We start from the raw sequence: 18,730 nt of genomic DNA, 5'->3' as shown, positions 1-18,730 counted from the left end.
CTATGGAATATATAAAATCGGATTTTGACAATAAATATCCCATATTAAATGTGGAACTATTAGGAAAGCCAATTCATACAATTAAAGATGAATTGGCTAATATTTTAAATCGTTCACTAACCGAACTAACTAACAAAGTTCAAAAATGGATTAAGTCCACTGAATTTACGATCTCTATCGTCAGTATTGATTTTCAATCACCGCAACAGGGGCAACATTCGGCACTGACGTTAAAACATGATGATGGTGGCATGATCAATTTTCGCTGCTCAGCCCCACTGCTTATTTCTCTGTCTGATCGTTTTTATAATTCACCGGTTAGTCGTTTAAATAGCGTAAAAAGTCAGATACTTACTGCGAGTGATTTTCGATTGCAACAACGGCTGGGACATCTTTTTGCTAGCGTTATTGCTCCAGAAGATATGTGGAATGAATGCGACAGCTCTCTATCTAGCGATATCGGTTTGGTGATCCAACTCGACGTTAGTTGTGAAGATACACTCGGCACAATCACCATCTGTATTGATTCCTGTTTAATCCAAACCTTAACCACAGTGATTGGCTTACAACCTATCGCCAATATCAATGAGCAATTCACCAAACAACTCGAATCCACCAAAGTCGTACTCAATACCATTTTATGTGAAAAACAAATGCCACTGGATCAAGTGCTACAACTCAAACCCGGTGATGTGTTCGATATTGATTTGATCCAATCTTCACCCATCAGCATTGGGCAAGAACACTTATTTAATGGTCATGTAGCAGAGCAAAATGGTCAGCTTGTTTTAATCATCAACACCAGTAAGGACACATAAGCATGAGCGATATTAACGAATCCGATCTATTTAATGATGATGACTTAAATTTTGATGATCTTCAGTTGGAACAATTTGATGAACCCCCTCAACTTGATATGCCTAACCCCCAACGTGGCCTAAGTTTTTTTAAGAAAATCCCTGTCACTGTGACCCTTGAAGTAGCAAGCACTGAAATCTCATTAGGCGAATTAATGAAAGCCGGAGAAGGCAGTGTGATTGAGCTAGATAAGCTCAATGGTGAACCATTAGATGTCAAAGTAAATGGCTCACTAATGGGTCACGCTGAAGTGGTAGTGATAAACGAGAAATACGGTTTACGACTGATTGATGTTGTCGATTCACCGTTAAATACCATGGACAACTAAGCATGATATATCAGGGATACCGCTTATTAACATGTGTTCTCACACTCGTTGTTATTATTGGCTGTCTGTTCTTTTCTTCACAGGTAGAAGCCAATAGTGGGCTGAACTTTCTCACCGTGACTGATGAACAAGGCGAGCAAGAATACAGTGTGAAGTTACAGATCTTACTCTTGATGACGGCACTGAGTTTTATCCCTGCTTTTTTGCTGATGGCAACCAGCTTTACCCGCATTATTATCGTGCTTTCTATTCTGCGCCAAGCACTTGGGTTACAACAAAGCCCACCCAATCGTATTCTGGTGGGTATTGCCCTTTCTTTAACCATTTTAATCATGCGTCCTGTATGGAGTGATGTTTACGATAATGCTTTTGTGCCTTATGACAACGGCGATATCACACTCTTGCAAGCCTTTGATACTGCGGAAAAACCCGTACGCGATTTCATGCTAAAACAAACCCATCAAAGTGCGTTAGAGCAGATGATGCGCATAGCTAACGAACCACTAGACCAAGATGTTGAAGATATTTCTTTTGCGATTGTGTTACCTGCGTTTGTGGTCAGTGAGCTGAAAACCGCATTTCAAATTGGCTTTATGTTGTTCATCCCTTTTCTGATCATCGACTTAGTCGTTGCCAGTGTCTTAATGGCTATGGGTATGATGATGCTATCTCCGCTTATCATCTCATTACCTTTCAAACTGATTGTGTTTGTTCTTGCTGATGGCTGGACCATGACAGTCGGTTCGCTTTCAGCAAGCTTTGGATGACAAAGGGAGAATGCAATGACGCCAGAGCTTGCGGTAAACCTCTTTTCTAATGCTGTTTGGATCATCATAAACATGGTGATGGTGTTAGTTATACCGGGGTTATTAGTCGGATTAGTGATTGCGGTTTTTCAAGCAGCCACCCAAATCAATGAGCAAACACTTAGCTTTCTACCTCGTTTGATCATGACCTTACTCATGGTGATTTTTGCCGGACATTGGATGTTAAGACGCCTAATGGAATTATTTGATTACTTATTTCATAACATTCCGGGAATGATTGGCTAATGGCGTTCTCGTTTGCAGAGCTTAATGCCCTTCTCGCTCAGTTTTGGTGGCCGTTTTTTCGTATTGGTGCTGCCATGTTAGCCATGCCATTTTTTGGTGATGCGTTAATTCCTATCTGGGTACGCGCTTTGTTAGCACTTGCTATCAGCTTTATTGCCGCGCCTCTTATGCCAGCGATGCCAACGACTGATTTACTCTCACTTAATGCATTAACTCTGGCATTTGAACAAGCGATCTGGGGAATTTTATTTGGTTTAATCTTGCACTTTTTATTTTCCATCATGACCTTGCTTGGGCAAATCATTTCACTGCAAATGGGGTTAGGAATGGCAATGATGAATGATCCTGTTAATGGGGTTTCTATTGCCATTCTTGGACGCATGTTTTTACTCTTTTCTACTCTGCTATTTCTTGCTCTTGATGGGCATTTATTGGTCATTGATATTCTGGTGCAAAGCTTTACTTCTTGGCCTGTTGGCAGTGGCTTAGCGCTTTCTTCGGTGAAACAAATACTCACGCTTTTTGGTTGGATGTTCAGCTCTGCACTGGCTATTGCGCTACCTGCAATTGTGTCCATGCTTTTGGCTAATATTAGTTTCGGTGTGATGAACCGCGCCGCTCCTAGCCTCAACGTTTATGCTTTGGGCTTTCCGATGACCATGTTGTTAGGGCTGTTTAGTGTTTTAATTTCAGTGAGCGGTGTGCCTACGCGTTACGCTGAGTTAGTGCATTACGCCTTAGATCAACTCCAAATTTATATTTCGGGGGGCGCATGAGTCAGTCATCAGCACAAGACAAAACCGAAAAAGCTACCCCGCAGAAGATCCGTAAAGCCCGTGAACAAGGTCAGATCCCACGTGCAAAGGACTTCACTGCCGCAACTATTTTTATTGCAGTCATCGTTTTCTTTTACTTTCAAATCAATGTTATCTGGCAAGCGTTAAATGGCGTCTTCCAGCTCAACATGACAATCTCTCATGATGATCTACGCTCCCCTTGGCTTGCTATTGAAGCATTAGGCACAAGCTTAGCCATTATCATTCAATTACTGCTACCATTATTTGCTTTGATATTCATCACAGCTATCGCCAGCAGTTTATTACTTGGCGGTTGGCTTTTTTATCCTGCGGGTGTGCTGCCAAAACTCTCAAAAATTGATCCCATTGCAGGAATAAAACGCATGTTCTCAACCCGATCTTTGGTAGAACTTTTAAAGTCGACACTCAAAGTCTGCGTGATTTTCCTGCTGTTATATCTCTACCTTGATGCCAATTTAAGCCGCTTATTAGGGATGCAAAACTTACCGCTTAAACAAGGCGTATCGTTAATTATGACGATCCTCTTTCATGGCATTTTGCTTATGGGTGTCGCACTGTTTCTGTTTGGTTTAATTGATATTCCCTACCAAAAATGGGAACACGCTAAAGAGCTAAAAATGACCAAGCAAGAACTTAAGGAAGAATTTAAGACCAATGAAGGTAACCCTGAGATCAAACAGCGTATTCGCCAGATTCAACAGCAGTTCGCCCGTAGAAAAATTGATAAAGCAGTACCTCAGGCCGATGTGGTGATCGTCAACCCTACCCATTATGCCGTTGCGATTAAATACGACACGACACTGTCCGAAGCGCCCTTTGTGGTAGCAAAAGGCATAGACGAAGCGGCAATGCATATTCAAACCATCGCCAAACAACACGATGTAGAGATCTTACGCTCACCACCATTAACCCGTGCGATTTATCACAGCACCCAGATAGAACAAGCGATCCCAAGCCAGCTCTATGTCGCCGTGGCGCATATTTTAACTTATGTCTTACAGCTCAAAGCCTTTCGACAAGGGCAAGGAAATCAACCACAACAATTACCTAATTTTGTTATCCCCAAACATTTACAGCATTAATGTCAGCGCATTGTTACCTGATTGGATGAAGGACTTCACATGTTAAATTGGCTCACAACACTCAAACAGTCGAGTAAAGGTTATATCGGTATTCCTATTGCACTACTGATGATTCTGGCAATGGTGATTTTGCCCCTACCGCCGATGCTGCTCGATGCCTTATTCACCTTTAATATTGTGTTAGCCATCTTAGTGTTGTTGGTCAGCACTACGGCAAAACGCCCATTAGATTTTTCTGTTTTTCCTACCATTTTATTAGTTGCAACATTAATGCGTCTGACATTGAATGTGGCTTCTACACGTATTGTGTTATTGGAAGGTCATAATGGTGGCGATGCCGCAGGTAAAGTGATCCAAGCATTTGGTGAAGTGGTGATCGGCGGTAACTATGTAGTAGGTATGGTTATCTTCGTGATTTTAATGATCATCAACTTTGTGGTGATCACCAAAGGTGGCGAACGTATCTCTGAGGTAGCAGCTCGTTTTACCCTTGATGCCCTGCCCGGTAAACAAATGGCGATAGATGCGGATTTAAACTCTGGCATTATTGACCAAAACCAAGCTAAACAACGCCGTCGTGATGTTGCCAATGAAGCGGATTTTTACGGTTCAATGGATGGTGCATCTAAGTTTGTTCGTGGTGATGCCATTGCAGGCTTGTTGATCCTGTTTATCAATATCATCGGTGGTATCAGTATCGGTGTTTTTGAGTACGGACTCAGCGCTTCTGATGCTTTTAAAACTTACGCCTTACTGACCATTGGTGATGGTCTTGTCGCGCAAATTCCTTCACTACTATTAGCTACCTCTGCCGCAATCATTGTCACTCGCATTAATGATAGCGATGATGACATGACGCAAGCCATGCAGAATCAGCTGCTTGCCTCGCCTGCCACCTTATTTACTGTTGCCTCTGTGATGGCAATCATTGGCATGGTGCCGGGTATGCCGCATCTTGCGTTTTTCAGCTTTGCCGCCGTATTAGCTTTTGCGGGCTGGCGACAATATAAAAAGCCCCATCACCACCAGCAGCTCGATGAAGTTGAAGCCGTTTCTCAAGCGATGCAACTCGACCACGAGACACCTTTAACATGGGATGACATCCCTCATGTTCAAAGTATGTCGTTATCACTTGGTTTTCGCTTGGTACATTTGGTGAATAAAGAACAAGGCGCACCGCTCACCCAACGTATTCGCGGTGTACGTAAAAACTTATCAGAGCAAGTGGGTTATTTACTGCCTGAAGTCAATATTCGCGACAACCTGAGTTTAAAACCGAACCACTATACCATTGCGGTTCATGGCGAGATCATTGAACAAGGCAGCATCGAGCCTGAACGTTTAATGGCCATTGCCGTGGGTGATACTTATGGCGAAATTGACGGTATCCTCGGTCACGATCCAGCCTATCAATTACCTGCGGTATGGATTGAGAATAACAACAAAGCAAAAGCACTGAATATGGGCTATCAGGTTGTTGATGATGCCACCGTCATTGCGACTCACTTAAGCAAAGTAATGAAAGTCCATTTAGCAGATTTGTTTACTCATGATGATGTGGATTTTATTAACCAACGTTTGGCGCAACAAGCGCCGAAATTAGCGGAAAGTTTAAGTGCAGCATTAACACCTGCTCAGCAACTTAAAGTGTATCGCCAATTGCTGATAGACCAAGTGCCGCTAAAAGATATTCGTACCATTGCCAATACCATGTTGGAGGCCTCTGAAAATACCAAAGATCCGATCTTAATTGCTGCTGATGTTCGCTGTAGCTTACGCCGCACACTGGTAAATTTAATCAATGGCGATAAGAAAGATCTTAATGTGTATGCCCTATCCGATGAACTTGAACAGATCTTATTAACCTCGCTTCAACAAGCGCAAGCAAGTGGCAATGTCATGCTTGATAGTTTCCCTATTGAACCTAATATTTTAAGCCAATTTCAACAAAATATGCCGCTGGCAAAACAACAGTTAAAACAGCAAGGGGCAGCCCCTGTTTTATTAGTGATGCCGCAATTAAGACCGTTACTATCTCGCTATGCCCGCACTTTTGCACAAGGCTTAGCGGTGTTGTCTTATAACGAAGTTCCTGAAAATAAGAATATCAATATTATTGGTAACTTAGGCTGATCCATTCACCACAATTGCACAAGGATGAACTATGACAGCTCAACAAACATTAACTACCGTGGACGATCTTTACCACTATATTCAAAGTATTGTGCCATCGCTCACCCGTAATAATGACGATGCCATCTTGCTTGACGCCTTTGAGCAAAACGATTTACGCCATGTGTGCCAAGCCATTCGTGAAACCATATCGAATCAAGTGACTTATCAGCATCTAACCTTACGCTTTGGTAGTAATAGCGAACAAAGTGTTTATCAATTTGATGTTTCTAAACCTGTACAGTTTCTGTTTGATCTCTACAGTTTATATTTAGCGATTCGCCATATTGAGTTTCAACTCAGCACGTTTCACAAAGACGTGATTAATCCTTTAGTGGTGCCGATAAATTCGGAAACCCTCTCTTGGCCTATAGGACAAGGCTTTATTAATCAGGTTTATCAGCATCACTATACCGCCATGAAATACATTATTCCCTGTGTTCAACTTCATGATACGGAAAATAACGAATGTCATGACGTAATGACATTAAATGCAAATTTAGAGTCACTTAAAAAGAAAGCGGTACAACTGTGGGTCGATATTATTCCCCCTACTCAATATTTAGAGACAATTAAGACCATCAAGCCGGATGCCATTAAAACGTCGCATATCCTTAATGATGATCATAAGCGCTCAGGATTAATTCCTGTGATACGTTTTATTCGTAAAAACAACACATTATTTATTGCTGGACGAGTGGGAAGCCAATACGAACTCAACCAATATCGTCTACTTGGCGCGCAGTATTACTTTGGTTACATCAGCGATATTCCAGTCTCGATTTCAATGAGAAAACAAGTGGCGAATAACTCTTAAATACCAAGTAGGATTTATATGTTCCCTGCACCTAAAAGTGTAACGTTGACTTTAATAGTTAATACCTAAGCTTGTGTGCATGAACTGAAAGAAAACTCTGTTCTTATATGGCTCGTTGTTTCTTTACTGATAGAAATTGAATAATGATTATTTTATCGCTTAAGTTCCGTTTTTAATAAGACAGATTAAATACATTTCTGACTTTATACATTATCTCACAAAGCGTTATATGTAAAAAAATTGCTATCAACTTCATAATATATAAAGATTATATCGAGTATGATGAAGACATTTTATGAATATATTTTTGCGCAAAAAGTAAGAATACTTATTAGTACACTGTTACATGCCATAAGGAGCAATCATATTGTTTGGAGAGTTAACCAAAGTTTCACTAAGAGAAATATGGCCTCACGAGGCTTCAGATTTTACGCCTTGGCTTGCAGAGAATATTGAAGAGTTAGGTAAGTCCTTAGGGATGGATTTGGAGCTGATCGAACAAGAAGCAAGTGTTGGAGATTTCTCGCTTGATATACTCGCAAAAGATTTAGGCTCATCAAAGTCGGTAATTATTGAGAATCAGCTTACACAGACAGATCATGATCATTTAGGTAAGTTATTAACTTACGCAGCTGGGTTTGACGCTTCTATTGTTATCTGGGTCTCAGAATCTATTAGGGAGGAGCATCGACAGGCGATGGATTGGTTAAACCAAAGAACGGACAATGAAACGTCATTTTTTGGTGTTGTTGTTGAAGTAATAAAAATCGATAACTCTAAACCAGCTTTTAATTTCAAACTCGTAGCTTCTCCAAACGAATGGCAAAAAAACAAAAAGCGGCAAGCCCAAAGGGTATCAACGTCAACAAAAGGTGATAAATACCAAAATTATTTCCAAAGTCTTATCGATACTCTTCGTGATTCGCACAGGTTTACATCTGCAAAGGCAGGCCAACCTCAAAATTGGTATTCATTTGCATCAGGAGTCAGTGGGATAACTTACGGTGCAAATTTCTCACAAGGCGGTAAAGCTCGTGCAGAGCTGTATATAGATTTGGGCGATCAAGAAAAAAACAAATATATATTTGATCAGCTTCTTAATCAAAAAGATAAAATAGAAGGAGACTTGAGCGAAGAAGTTAGCTGGGAGCGTCTTGACAACAAGAGGGCTTCAAGACTAGCACTTTATACTGATGGGGCAATCAATGATTCAGACTCTGACCTTGAAAGAATTAAGAATTGGCATATTGAAAAACTCCTTAAAATCAAAGCATCGCTTGGTAGCAAAATTGGCAGTTTAGCTAAATCGGCAGCAAGCATGTAACAAGTCAAAGCACTCGACCCCAGACAAGCTACGCCAGTGTTTGAGGCATTATATACCCAGGATTTTTGATGACTCTTTTAGCTAATACCCCAAAGCCACCTTATTATGCTGTTATTTTTACTTCAGTTCGTACTGCGGGCGATAATGGATATGGAGACGCTGCAAATAGGATGATTGAGCTTGCTGAACAGCAACCAGGGTATTTAGGTGCAGAATCAGCAAGAGAAGATGTAGGTATTACAGTTTCTTACTGGGCTAATTTGGAGTCTATTAAAAACTGGAAAGCTAATACTGAGCATCAAGAAGCTCAAAAAACCGGTCGTAAGTTATGGTACGAGTCATTTAAGGTTCGTATTTCAAAAGTAGAACGTGACTATGGCATATAACAAGGTATTTATAATCTAAACTGATTCTGTCCAACAATTAGCTATCTCATGTCCACCTACGCATAATATATGTATTTAAACGCATTAAAAATTTAATAAGGTTTTCTTACCTAATCGCTTATTAAGTAAGAAAGCCTCGTTAAATTTGTCTCAATATCAAAAATAATAATTAATGATCTTTTCTAACTGTCCGCATAGATACAGTGAGCAGGAAATACCTCGATAGATTGATTACAAGGAGAACTATCATGGCTCTATCTATGCACACTAATTACGCATCACTGGTTACACAGAACACACTGAACAATACTAGCAATTTGTTAAATACGGCAATGGAGCGTTTAAGTACTGGTTATCGCATCAACTCTGCTGCAGATGATGCAGCAGGCTTACAAATATCTAACCGACTTGAAGCGCAAACTCGTGGTATGTCAGTAGCTATGCGTAACTCACAAGATGGTATTTCTATGCTTCAAACCGCTGAAGGTGCTTTTGATGAAGCAACTAATATTCTATATAGAATGAATGACCTCGCAACACAATCAGCTAACGGTACCAACACTACAGCAGATCAAGCTGCACTTGATAAAGAATTTACCGAGCTAAACGCCGAACTCAATAATATCGTCACCAATACCAAATATGCTGGAGATACATTAATCACAGGAGCCGGAATAAAAGCAGGCGGTGTGACACTTCAAATCGGTTCTTCTTCTTCAGAAACATTAGATTTCGCTACAACTATTGATGGTGACGTAACAACAGCACACACACAATTAGCAACTACAGTTCAAGCATTAGATATTAGTACAACAGCTGGTGCTTCAGGTGCTATGGATGCCCTTGCTACAGCTATTGATGAAGTAGGTGCTGCTCGTGCAACACTTGGTGCCAACATCAACCGCCTTGACCACACCATCACTAACCTTGGCAATATGGTTGAAAATACTTCAGCTGCAAAAGGACGAATTATGGATGCTGACTTTGCAGTGGAATCTTCAAGCATGACCAAAAACCAAATGCTAATGCAAGCGGGCACAACGGTACTTTCCCAAACTAACCAATTACCTGGTATGGCAATGTCACTCTTACGTTAACGAAAAACATACTCCCTTTTATTTACGCAGCCTCCTTCGTGGAGGCTTTTTTATAACTGGCACATTGAGCGAAAGAACAGTTAACAAACGCAGTAATTACAAAAAAGTAAGTAAACGGAACATGGGAATCAGAGCAGGAAATGTAAACGGAAGCCCCCTTTCCGCCATTGCCGACAACACATGTAACCAATTGTTTTTATTTGATTTTAATTAACCTCGTTGTGGCATAGCTCTTGCCAATATAAATAGTCACTTAAGGAGCAATCATGAATTCATTAGATCCCATTCAAATGGCAACCCAGCTCGCCACTTTTGATGTACAGCCATTTCAGCAGCGTTATCAATTACAAGCTGATAAATACCAAAGCCAATTAACAGCGCTTGGTAAGGTGGAATCTGCCCTACGTGATTTTCGCTCTACCATTCAAGAGATTAACAGTTCAACCACCAGCATTATTCAGAATAAAGCAACATTAAGTAACGATAGCCACTTTAGTGTTGATGCCAGTGCTCAGGCGTTAAATGGCAGCTATCAAATCTTTGTTGAACAAGTAGCAAGTGCGCATCAAGTTAAAACCGATATGCCAGCGAATTTAGATTCAACAACGTCAGTTCCAAATACAGGCACGCTATCACTCACTGTTGATGGTCAAACCCTTGATCTCGATCTTTCGACAATAGATAGCGACGGTGACGGGCAGTCCACCATGGCTGAGCTCACTACGGCAATTAATAACCATCCCGATAATCCCGGTGTGAATGCCACCCTAGTACGTACCAGTGGCCAAACTCACTTTATGCTATCAAGTACTGAAACAGGTGTTGCGAATACTTTAAGTGTTAATGTAAGCACTGGCACAACATGGTTTGATGATGCTTTTACTAATTTAACCGAAATCAGTGCACCACAAGACGCAGTGATTTGGCTTGGTGCTGAAACCACCGGCTTACAACTCACCAATAGCAGTAACACCTTTTCTAATGTGATTGATGGTATTGATATAACAGCAACCAAAGCACAAACCTCTGGTGATCCTGCCATTTCAATGGCTATCGATGCAGATAAAGATGCCACGTTAGAGCAAGTGAACGCTTTTATTGATAGCTATAACAAGGTGATGAGTACGCTTGATAGTTATGCCCAAACAGGCTCAGCAGACAGCAAACGTGGTGCACTGGCTAATGATCCTACCCTTCGTTTAATAGAGTCGCAGTTAAACAACTTATTACGGGATCAATTTGACGGCAAAAGACTGTCTGAAATTGGGATCAGTATTAACCGTGACGGCAAATTAGAAGTGGATTCAGATACCTTTAAAAACGCCCAACAAACCATGGGATCAACTATTGAATCCATGTTTAACGGCGATGGTAACTTGCTTGATTCATTAGATGACTCACTCAAACCTTTTCTGCAATTTTCTTCTGGCATGTTCTCTTCTCGAAAAGATGCCCTACGTAACAACATCGATCGCATCGATGACAAGCAAGCCAATCTCGAGCGCAAGTACGACATGGCTTACACCCGTTATCTCAAACAATTCACCCAAATGAATCAAATCATGACCCAAATGCAGCAAACCCAAGGTTTATTTGGTTAAAAGGAGCACCACTATGTTAATGCAAGATGCAGGTTTTAATTCATACCAACAAGTTGACTTAGATGCACAGGCTGCCTCGGCCTCTCCGCATCAATTAGTTTTGATGCTCATTGATGGCTTTCAAGATGAACTGATCCGCGCCCAAGGACATATCGAAGCCAAACGACTTGATGCCAAAGGGATCAGCATTAATAAATGTATGAATATCTTAATGGGGTTAGACAGTGCGTTAGATTTAGAACTTGGAGGTGAAATTGCCACTAATTTGCATGATCTTTATGAATTTTGTCAGCTAGAGCTTTACCAAGGCAGTGTTAAAAACGATATCGCACACCTTAATAATGTTGCTTTAGTCATGAATAACATTCGTGAAGGCTGGCAAGGATTCGGACAACATGCAGCCAAATAAGCCAGTGTCGTTCAATCAGCTCACCATACAAATTCAACAAGCTGCTGAGGATCAAAATTGGTCCCGCTTGCAGCAGCTTGATGATGCACTGCGTCACCTGTTATTAGCTGTTAAATCAAAACCAATAACACCACCACAACAAGCACAGATAAATGCGTTAAAAGCAGTGCATCACCAAGCCTATCTCGCACTGCAGCAAGCACAGCAACTACTGCAACAAAAAATAGCGACAGCTGATAAGGAAAAAGAACGCCTTAAAGCTTACCAGTCAGCTAACAGTATGGAGTGATCGATGTTAATTAATAATGCGCTAAGCAAAGTCGATAATATGGCTTCATCATCTGATATCAAGCAAGCTGGGATGCCAGTTAAAAGCTCTGATAAAACAGAAGCACAAGGGAATTTCTCGCATACTTTACAAACGCTCCCTACGACTCAACAACAAGAGAATGTATCGCCTGATCTACCCTTTGGCTCAATGAACAATGCCGTTCTCGATCAAGGCAATCATCAAACAGATGAACAGCTCACTACGCTCATTGATGGAGAAGAAACACAAAACCTATGGCAAAACCAAACTGATACAAGCTTATATACAGCTCCCCTAACAGCTTTGCCACTGAATCAAGAGACTCTGCAATATCCCAAAGCACAGCAATCAAATATCACTAATACAGCAGAAGTATTAGTGAACAATCAGCGAATCGTTGATGGGGTATATAACTCGCTTATCACAGATTCAAACACGATGAAAAGCTCAGTAGCACCACTTACCACCACTGCGCTATCAAGTGAGCCTCTAGCACAAATATCGTCACTAACTGCGGTAAAAACGCCTGCATCTAATCGTGAACTCACTGTTTCGCAAGTAGTACAAAACCTCACAACAGTAGAGCAAACATTACCTGCAAATACCCAATCCCAAGTGAACATAACTGCCAATCGTGCAAATTGGGCACCTATCAGTATCGATCCTCAATCACCTCAATGGGGGGAAAAGATGATCAATATTCTTCAAGATCGGGTATCGCTTCAAGCAACGCAAAATATGCAAGAGGCCCGTATTCGCCTAGATCCGCCAGAACTCGGTAAGCTTGATCTGATCGTCAAAATGGAAGGCGATAAATTGAACGTCCAGATCAATGCCAATAACAGTGCTGTACGTGATGCCCTTAGCCAAGTCTCTGAACGTTTACGTCATGATCTCCAACAACAGTTCATGAGCGTCAACGTCAATATCAGCCATGGCGAACAGCAATCTCATCGCCAGCAAACCACAGAACACACTCTTCAAGATGACAATGATCATCGGGTGATGGCAGCGTTATCGGCTCCCCCCATAGACACATCAACAGCCAATGAACATTGGCTCTCTACACTCGCATAATATTTTTCTATTTAGGATCAGGATGATGGCTAATAAAAAAACGCTCTTTAATCTCTTATTTCTACTGCTATTTAGCATCCTTGTGGCAGCTATCACTTTTGCTGCAACCTTGTGGTATAGCCAACAAAATGCGCCCTCTGCAAGTATGAATGCATGGTTAGCATCCCTGTTTCAATCAGAGCCAGAAGCCACTCGTCAGCCTGCTTTTCATTCTCTCGATAAAATTGTTGTTAGTGTCAAAGGCGAGCGTCAAACCCATTTCGTGATGTTAGAGCTTGCCGTACAAACCCACTATCCCGAGCGTATTAAACAAATCGACAGCTATATGCCTTTAGTACGTAACGCACTACTCAAGATGTTCAGCAAAAAGAAATACGAAGAATTACAGAATCAGCAAACCATTGAGCAATTACAACAAGAAGTGAAACAAACCCTCACTGATGCTTTTGCCAATACCACCATTGCACGTGATATCGATGATGTGCTGTTTACTAAATATGTCATTCAATAATGAGGTGAGTATGTTAGATAACACCCAGAACACTCACTATGACACCAGTACAATACCAGCGTCGCAGCAACATGATGTTGATGAGAACGTACTGATCAAAAAACACCTTAACTTAGTTAAACGCGTCGTCAATCAGTTGCGTCATCACACTAGCGCTCATTGCAGTTATGAAGACATGCAACAAATTGGCTTGATTGGTTTATTAGAAGCAGCTCGTCGTTACGGTGATGTTGATGATCCCCAATTTCCTGCCTTTGCTGTTTGCCGTATTCGAGGTGCCATTTTAGATGAGCTTCGTCGTCTAGATTGGCGTTCCCGTCAAACACGTCAGCAAGCGCATGAATTAAATGACGCTACCCGTGATCTCATGAAACAACTGGGACGTCAGCCTACTGAAGCGGAAATCACTCACGCATTAGGCATTGATAACAATGATTACCATCAGCGATTACAAGCCAGTATGGCGAGCGAAATGCAAAGCCTTGATCAACTACTTGAAGCAGGAAAGGAGCTAGAAACACCCTTTACTGACACAAGTATTGAGCATGAGCATTTACGTCGTTCACTTACCTATGCCCTCACCCAATTAACCAAACGTGAACAGTTGTTGCTCACTCTATTTTATCAACATGAGCTCAATCTTCATGAGATAGCTCTGGTGCTTAATCTCACCCCACCTCGAATTTGTCAGCTGCATAAACAGGCACTGAAATCCCTCAATCATTATTTATCGACTTAGGAGCTTGATATGCAGAAGTTTATCGGTGCCATTATCATTATTATTTGTGTTTTCGGTGGCTATATTTGGGCTGGCGGTAATTTACGCGCTATTTGGCAACCAGCAGAATTACTGATTATTGCAGGGGCAACTATTGGCTCGCTGATCATAGGTAATCCCCCTCATGTATTAAAAGAAATGCGCTTGCAGTTTCGAGAAATATTGTCTCCTAATCATCATGAAGAGCAATACTACATGGAGTTAATGGCACTACTACAAGCCTTGCTCGACACGGTACGAAACAACGGATTTAAAGCGTTAGACAGCCATATTGAATCACCACAAAGCAGCGCTATTTTTAATCGCTATCCACTGATCAGCCACGATCATCATGTTATTTCCTTTATTACCGACAATTTACGTTTAATGGCAATGGGACAAATGTCGCCTTATGAACTTGAAGGGTTACTCGAACAAGAAATCAGTGCCATCGAAGAAGATTTATTGTTGCCATCACGTTCAATGCAGCGCACCGCAGAAGCCTTACCCGGTTTTGGGATTTTAGCGGCAGTAATGGGGATCATTATCACCATGCAAGCCATTGATGGTTCGATAGCCATGATTGGTTATCACGTTGCAGCAGCTTTAGTTGGGACTTTTCTCGGGATTTTTGGCTGTTATTGCATTCTCGATCCAGCCAGTAATGCCATGGCACAACGTGTTAAACGTAACATGTCAGCATTTGAGTGTATCCGCGCAACCTTAGTCGCCTATGTTGCTAAAAAACCAACGCTATTAGCCATTGATGCAGGAAGAAAACATATTCAGCTAGACATTAAACCAACGTTTAACGAAATGGAGAAGTGGCTAACTGAACAGGAGGGATAATGCAAAAAACAGAGCACATCGTCTTTAAACGTGCAGCAAGACGACATTCAAACGAACACCATGGTGGAGCATGGAAAGTTGCCTTTGCTGATTTTATGATTGCTCTTATGGCACTATTTTTAGTGCTTTGGCTAATGCAGGTTGTTGATCAACAAGAACGTAAAGCCATTGTTGCCTATATAAATAGTGCCAGCGTTTTTGACGAAGGCGCTGGCAATCCTTTTGATACCGCCAACAGCTTATCCCCTATTGATTTCGGTGGCGAAGCTGCCGATCTAAGCTCTCACAATGCAGCTATGACAATAAAATCGTTTTTTGATGGTAATGGCGATGGACCAGAAAGAGACGCATTAATTCCAGGTAGCTTTGAAACTCAAGCGCAACTTGCAGTGCTCGCTTCTGTCGTAAAGGAGACAGCCAAGCAAGTATCAGCACAAGGCAACATCTCGGTCGATGTCACTCCTCAAGGGCTGAGGATCATTTTACAAGATGATTTTAAACAAAATATGTTTCATCGAGGCAGTGCCAATTTGACGCCTTTTTTTGAAGACGTATTACTCAATATCGCCCCTATTTTTAAGCAAATTAGCAATTCACTGATCATTAGCGGTCATACTGATGCCACACAATTTAAAAGTAAATTTAGCCGTAGTACCAATTGGGAGCTGTCCTCTTCTCGCGCAAATGTAGCGAGACAAACGCTTATTGCTGGCGGTATGCCAAGTAACCGTGTACTTCAAGTGGCAGGGATGGCAGAGCGTGCGCTTCTCAATAAACAATCGCCTAACGCCAGTGAAAACCGTCGTATTGAATTATTTATCTTAACAACACCCGCTGCCAACATTGTTGATGCCCTGTTTGGTACAGGTAATCCTGACAATATTCTCGATAAAGCCCGTAGCAAGGCAAAGTTTAATCAGCCGGTTATACGCAGTGACTTTATTAACCACGCTCAACCAACACCAAAAAATAGCCCACAACCTCTTTCTCATTTATAAGTAGTTTCCAAAAAAGGTGTTAGGCAATAAACAAATTTGTTGATGAGTAACGAATGACATATTCCGAATTGAAACAGAGAAAAGCCGATAATCTACAGAAAACCTTTTTATGGTTGATTATTATCGACTACATTTTGCTGTCTTTTTTCCTGTTCCAACTCTCATCACTGGATTTAAAAACAGGCACAATGATCAGTCTACTGCTGGTTTTATATAATGGTTTACTGGCTGTTTTTTGTTTTCACCGTGCAAATAGAACAGATGATGGCTACATTATTTACCCTATTATTTCGGCAATACTATTAGCCTTCATCTGTTTTCTTTATTTCTTTTTTCTCGTTGCTTAAGAGCATCTAGCGGTGCTTACAGATCCAACGTGTCAGCACTTTTCCGAGCCAAAAACTCACCGCGAACAAAGTAACAAAAAAGACACCGCTACACACATATGCCCACACCGCTTGTAAACGAAAGAAATAACCAAAGCTAAACGCGATACCATTTACAGCTTCTAACGGCATTTCAAACCATGCCGCATTGGATGAATAACCTATGCTAACAACAACATAAAGTAATGCGATACAAGCGACAAAGAAGCCGACTTTATTTTCAATACGTTTCATATAAGTATCTAAATTTAATTTATGGTCAATAGGTTACTATAAAGATAAACCTGTTATGTCATGAGTACCGTAGAAGAATGGTAATGACAATCTTAGAAAGGAAAAACAACAAGCATTAAGCAAATTTCGATATTAAACACCTAAATAACGAAATCACTATTTAGGTGTTTTTATGATGATTACTTCTTCACACAAACAAATAATGCGTTGCCTGAAGTACCGTTCCAAGGCAATAGTTTATCGTAATCATGCTCGAACATATGCACTTCAAAGTAAGGCTCTAGCAATGCTTGTAATTCTGCAAAACTCACAGCCACCATTGGGTGTTCGTCATGCCAAACTTCTGTCGTGATATCACATGCTTTTTCAATACTTAGCTTGAGTGCTTGTTTATCGCCTTCACCTTGATAGAACCAACCTGAGCTAAAGGTAAAACGGCTATTATCGTGCTCAACGCTATGGCGAACAAAAGAATCATTGTTGATTAAATTCTTTTCCACCGCATTGAAACAAAAGATACCGTCATCTTTTAGGGCTGTATGAGCGCTTTCAATACAGCGTGTTAAGTTTGCAATGCCATCGCTATAGTGAATCGAATACAGGAAACATGTGATCAAATCTAACGGCTGATCGACTTTAAATTCACACATGTTCTGCAATACAAAATCCGCTTCTGGGCAGCGAAGTTTTGCAAGATCCAACATTGGCTGATTAATGTCTAAACCAGAGCTTTGAAAGCCTTTATCGATAAAGTGACGAACATGAGGCCCTGTACCACAGGCTAAATCTAAATGACGTGTACCTTTATTACCAAAAAGCTGGTGAAGTCGACGAATACACTCGGCTTGAGCTTGATAATTAATATCAGCACACATTAAATCGTAGTAAGAAGATAGATCTGTATACAGCGCTGTAGAAGTGGTTGTTGCCAATATCTTATACCGTGTAGGGTTATTAACTGGCGCGGATAGTATAGTAATTGACGCCTGTTCAAAAACACGGATTTTTATCATTACGATAAATTTTATTTACCAAACACTGTAAAAGTAATATTTATTGGGCGCATTCCTTTAATCACAGTTCTAACAACACGCTATGCAGATGATCACATCAGCTTTATTTACATATGGTTACAAACAAAAATGAGAGAATATCCCTTGTGTGCCTAGTAATTGTTCACATAGGATAAAAGCATACTTTTACAGCCATATTGAATCACAACGCAATAAGTTAAATATTATTTCAATGTATTAGCAGCACCAAAGACGTATTACTCAAACTTTATTTTTTCAATTTTTATACGCATGGTGAAATATAGAGGAATAATGATGGCGATTAAGTTTCAGTTTTTTACGCTTAGCAACGACAGAAAACAATTCACGTTTCTTGATATGTCATCATCGACATTTCTTAAAGAAAAAGAAACCTTACTCTCTCAAGGTTTTGAAATCCTAGATGATGTGATTTATGCAGAAACAAGTGAAGAAGCAGTAGAACACTATAAGTCGAACTATATTTACGTATTAGAAGAATATAACAGAGCGTCAAACCCTTTTTATATCATTATTGATTCTATAAAAAACCTCTTAAAACGATAATAAAAAAAACCACTAGCTATCATATATAGCTAGTGGGACGTCTATAAGAAATATAACTTATAAAAG

The 18,730-nt window shown here is 40.7% G+C and carries 23 protein-coding genes; 21 read left to right on the top strand and 2 right to left on the bottom strand.

The features are described from left to right. The 20 genes from E5A76_RS16430 to E5A76_RS16335 all read left to right on the top strand — a co-directional run. Nucleotides 1-818: FliM/FliN family flagellar motor switch protein (locus E5A76_RS16430; protein WP_161119578.1), on the top strand; the 818-nt coding region annotated here is incomplete at its 5' end. A 2-nt stretch (nt 819-820) separates the two neighbouring features. After that, nucleotides 821-1,186, top strand: a complete 366-nt coding sequence (gene fliN, locus E5A76_RS16425) for a flagellar motor switch protein FliN (RefSeq protein WP_161119577.1) — start codon at nt 821-823, stop codon at nt 1,184-1,186. Nucleotides 1,187-1,188: 2 nt separating this feature from the next. Next, nucleotides 1,189-1,953: a flagellar type III secretion system pore protein FliP gene (fliP, locus tag E5A76_RS16420; RefSeq protein ID WP_008988969.1), complete on the top strand. Its 765-nt coding sequence runs from the start codon at nt 1,189-1,191 to the stop codon at nt 1,951-1,953. 15 nt (nt 1,954-1,968) lie between these two features. Further along, nucleotides 1,969-2,238, top strand: coding sequence for a flagellar biosynthesis protein FliQ (gene fliQ / locus E5A76_RS16415; protein WP_006644141.1), 270 nt, complete (start codon nt 1,969-1,971; stop codon nt 2,236-2,238). Then, nucleotides 2,238-3,014 carry a flagellar biosynthetic protein FliR gene (gene fliR / locus E5A76_RS16410; RefSeq protein WP_161119576.1) on the top strand — a complete coding sequence of 259 codons (777 nt, stop codon included), beginning with the start codon at nt 2,238-2,240 and terminating at the stop codon, nt 3,012-3,014. The genes fliQ and fliR overlap by 1 nt, the downstream gene beginning before the upstream one ends. Beyond that, complete coding sequence (gene flhB, locus E5A76_RS16405; RefSeq protein ID WP_161119575.1) at nt 3,011-4,138, top strand: flagellar biosynthesis protein FlhB; 1,128 nt, start codon at nt 3,011-3,013, stop codon at nt 4,136-4,138. The genes fliR and flhB overlap by 4 nt, the downstream gene beginning before the upstream one ends. A gap of 39 nt (nt 4,139-4,177) precedes the next feature. Beyond that, on the top strand, nt 4,178-6,271 hold the full coding sequence (gene flhA, locus E5A76_RS16400; RefSeq protein ID WP_161119574.1) for a flagellar biosynthesis protein FlhA: 2,094 nt from the start codon (nt 4,178-4,180) through the stop codon (nt 6,269-6,271). A 31-nt stretch (nt 6,272-6,302) separates the two neighbouring features. Continuing rightward, on the top strand, nt 6,303-7,127 hold the full coding sequence (locus E5A76_RS16395; protein WP_161119573.1) for an EAL domain-containing protein: 825 nt from the start codon (nt 6,303-6,305) through the stop codon (nt 7,125-7,127). Nucleotides 7,128-7,494: 367 nt separating this feature from the next. Next, the gene (locus E5A76_RS16390) at nt 7,495-8,451 is read left to right on the top strand and encodes a DUF4268 domain-containing protein (RefSeq protein ID WP_161119572.1); all 957 of its coding nucleotides are present in this window, start codon (nt 7,495-7,497) and stop codon (nt 8,449-8,451) included. A gap of 68 nt (nt 8,452-8,519) precedes the next feature. Next, nucleotides 8,520-8,837 (top strand): antibiotic biosynthesis monooxygenase family protein, encoded by a 318-nt coding sequence (locus tag E5A76_RS16385; protein ID WP_060988624.1) that lies wholly within the window; start codon nt 8,520-8,522, stop codon nt 8,835-8,837. A gap of 248 nt (nt 8,838-9,085) precedes the next feature. Continuing rightward, nucleotides 9,086-9,934, top strand: a complete 849-nt coding sequence (gene lafA / locus E5A76_RS16380) for a lateral flagellin LafA (protein WP_161119571.1) — start codon at nt 9,086-9,088, stop codon at nt 9,932-9,934. Between the two features lie 266 nt (nt 9,935-10,200). Next, nucleotides 10,201-11,535, top strand: coding sequence for a flagellar filament capping protein FliD (gene fliD, locus E5A76_RS16375; protein ID WP_161119570.1), 1,335 nt, complete (start codon nt 10,201-10,203; stop codon nt 11,533-11,535). Between the two features lie 13 nt (nt 11,536-11,548). Next, a complete protein-coding gene (fliS, locus tag E5A76_RS16370; protein WP_161119569.1) occupies nt 11,549-11,944 on the top strand; it encodes a flagellar export chaperone FliS in 396 nt (131 codons plus the stop codon). Then, nucleotides 11,931-12,233 (top strand): hypothetical protein, encoded by a 303-nt coding sequence (locus E5A76_RS16365; protein ID WP_161119568.1) that lies wholly within the window; start codon nt 11,931-11,933, stop codon nt 12,231-12,233. Before fliS ends, E5A76_RS16365 begins: the two co-directional genes overlap by 14 nt. Before the next feature lie 3 nt (nt 12,234-12,236). Beyond that, on the top strand, nt 12,237-13,331 hold the full coding sequence (locus E5A76_RS16360) for a flagellar hook-length control protein FliK (protein ID WP_161119567.1): 1,095 nt from the start codon (nt 12,237-12,239) through the stop codon (nt 13,329-13,331). Between the two features lie 25 nt (nt 13,332-13,356). Continuing rightward, a complete protein-coding gene (locus E5A76_RS16355) occupies nt 13,357-13,842 on the top strand; it encodes a flagellar basal body-associated FliL family protein (protein ID WP_023935253.1) in 486 nt (161 codons plus the stop codon). A 10-nt stretch (nt 13,843-13,852) separates the two neighbouring features. After that, nucleotides 13,853-14,581: a FliA/WhiG family RNA polymerase sigma factor gene (locus tag E5A76_RS16350; RefSeq protein WP_161119566.1), complete on the top strand. Its 729-nt coding sequence runs from the start codon at nt 13,853-13,855 to the stop codon at nt 14,579-14,581. A 9-nt stretch (nt 14,582-14,590) separates the two neighbouring features. Next, a complete protein-coding gene (gene motA / locus E5A76_RS16345) occupies nt 14,591-15,448 on the top strand; it encodes a flagellar motor stator protein MotA (protein WP_045065676.1) in 858 nt (285 codons plus the stop codon). Continuing rightward, entirely contained in the window at nt 15,448-16,446 is a 999-nt protein-coding gene (locus tag E5A76_RS16340) for a flagellar motor protein MotB (protein ID WP_161119565.1), read from the top strand. Before motA ends, E5A76_RS16340 begins: the two co-directional genes overlap by 1 nt. Before the next feature lie 53 nt (nt 16,447-16,499). Further along, nucleotides 16,500-16,793 carry a hypothetical protein gene (locus E5A76_RS16335; protein WP_107166013.1) on the top strand — a complete coding sequence of 98 codons (294 nt, stop codon included), beginning with the start codon at nt 16,500-16,502 and terminating at the stop codon, nt 16,791-16,793. Between the two features lie 6 nt (nt 16,794-16,799). Here the strand turns inward: E5A76_RS16335 and E5A76_RS16330 are convergent, their stop codons facing one another. Then, the gene (locus tag E5A76_RS16330; protein WP_053988762.1) at nt 16,800-17,066 is read right to left on the bottom strand and encodes a hypothetical protein; all 267 of its coding nucleotides are present in this window, start codon (nt 17,064-17,066) and stop codon (nt 16,800-16,802) included. A gap of 179 nt (nt 17,067-17,245) precedes the next feature. Next, nucleotides 17,246-17,941 (bottom strand): class I SAM-dependent DNA methyltransferase, encoded by a 696-nt coding sequence (locus E5A76_RS16325; RefSeq protein WP_202443262.1) that lies wholly within the window; start codon nt 17,939-17,941, stop codon nt 17,246-17,248. Between the two features lie 453 nt (nt 17,942-18,394). On the opposite strand from E5A76_RS16325, the gene E5A76_RS16320 reads away from it, so the two are divergent. Continuing rightward, nucleotides 18,395-18,664 carry a hypothetical protein gene (locus tag E5A76_RS16320; RefSeq protein WP_161119579.1) on the top strand — a complete coding sequence of 90 codons (270 nt, stop codon included), beginning with the start codon at nt 18,395-18,397 and terminating at the stop codon, nt 18,662-18,664. The last annotated feature ends 66 nt before the right edge of the window (nt 18,665-18,730 follow it).

The sequence above is a fragment of the Photobacterium lucens genome (assembly GCF_009873615.1).
Classification (GTDB): domain Bacteria; phylum Pseudomonadota; class Gammaproteobacteria; order Enterobacterales; family Vibrionaceae; genus Photobacterium; species Photobacterium lucens.
This window is presented reverse-complemented; position numbering and strand designations above follow the sequence as displayed.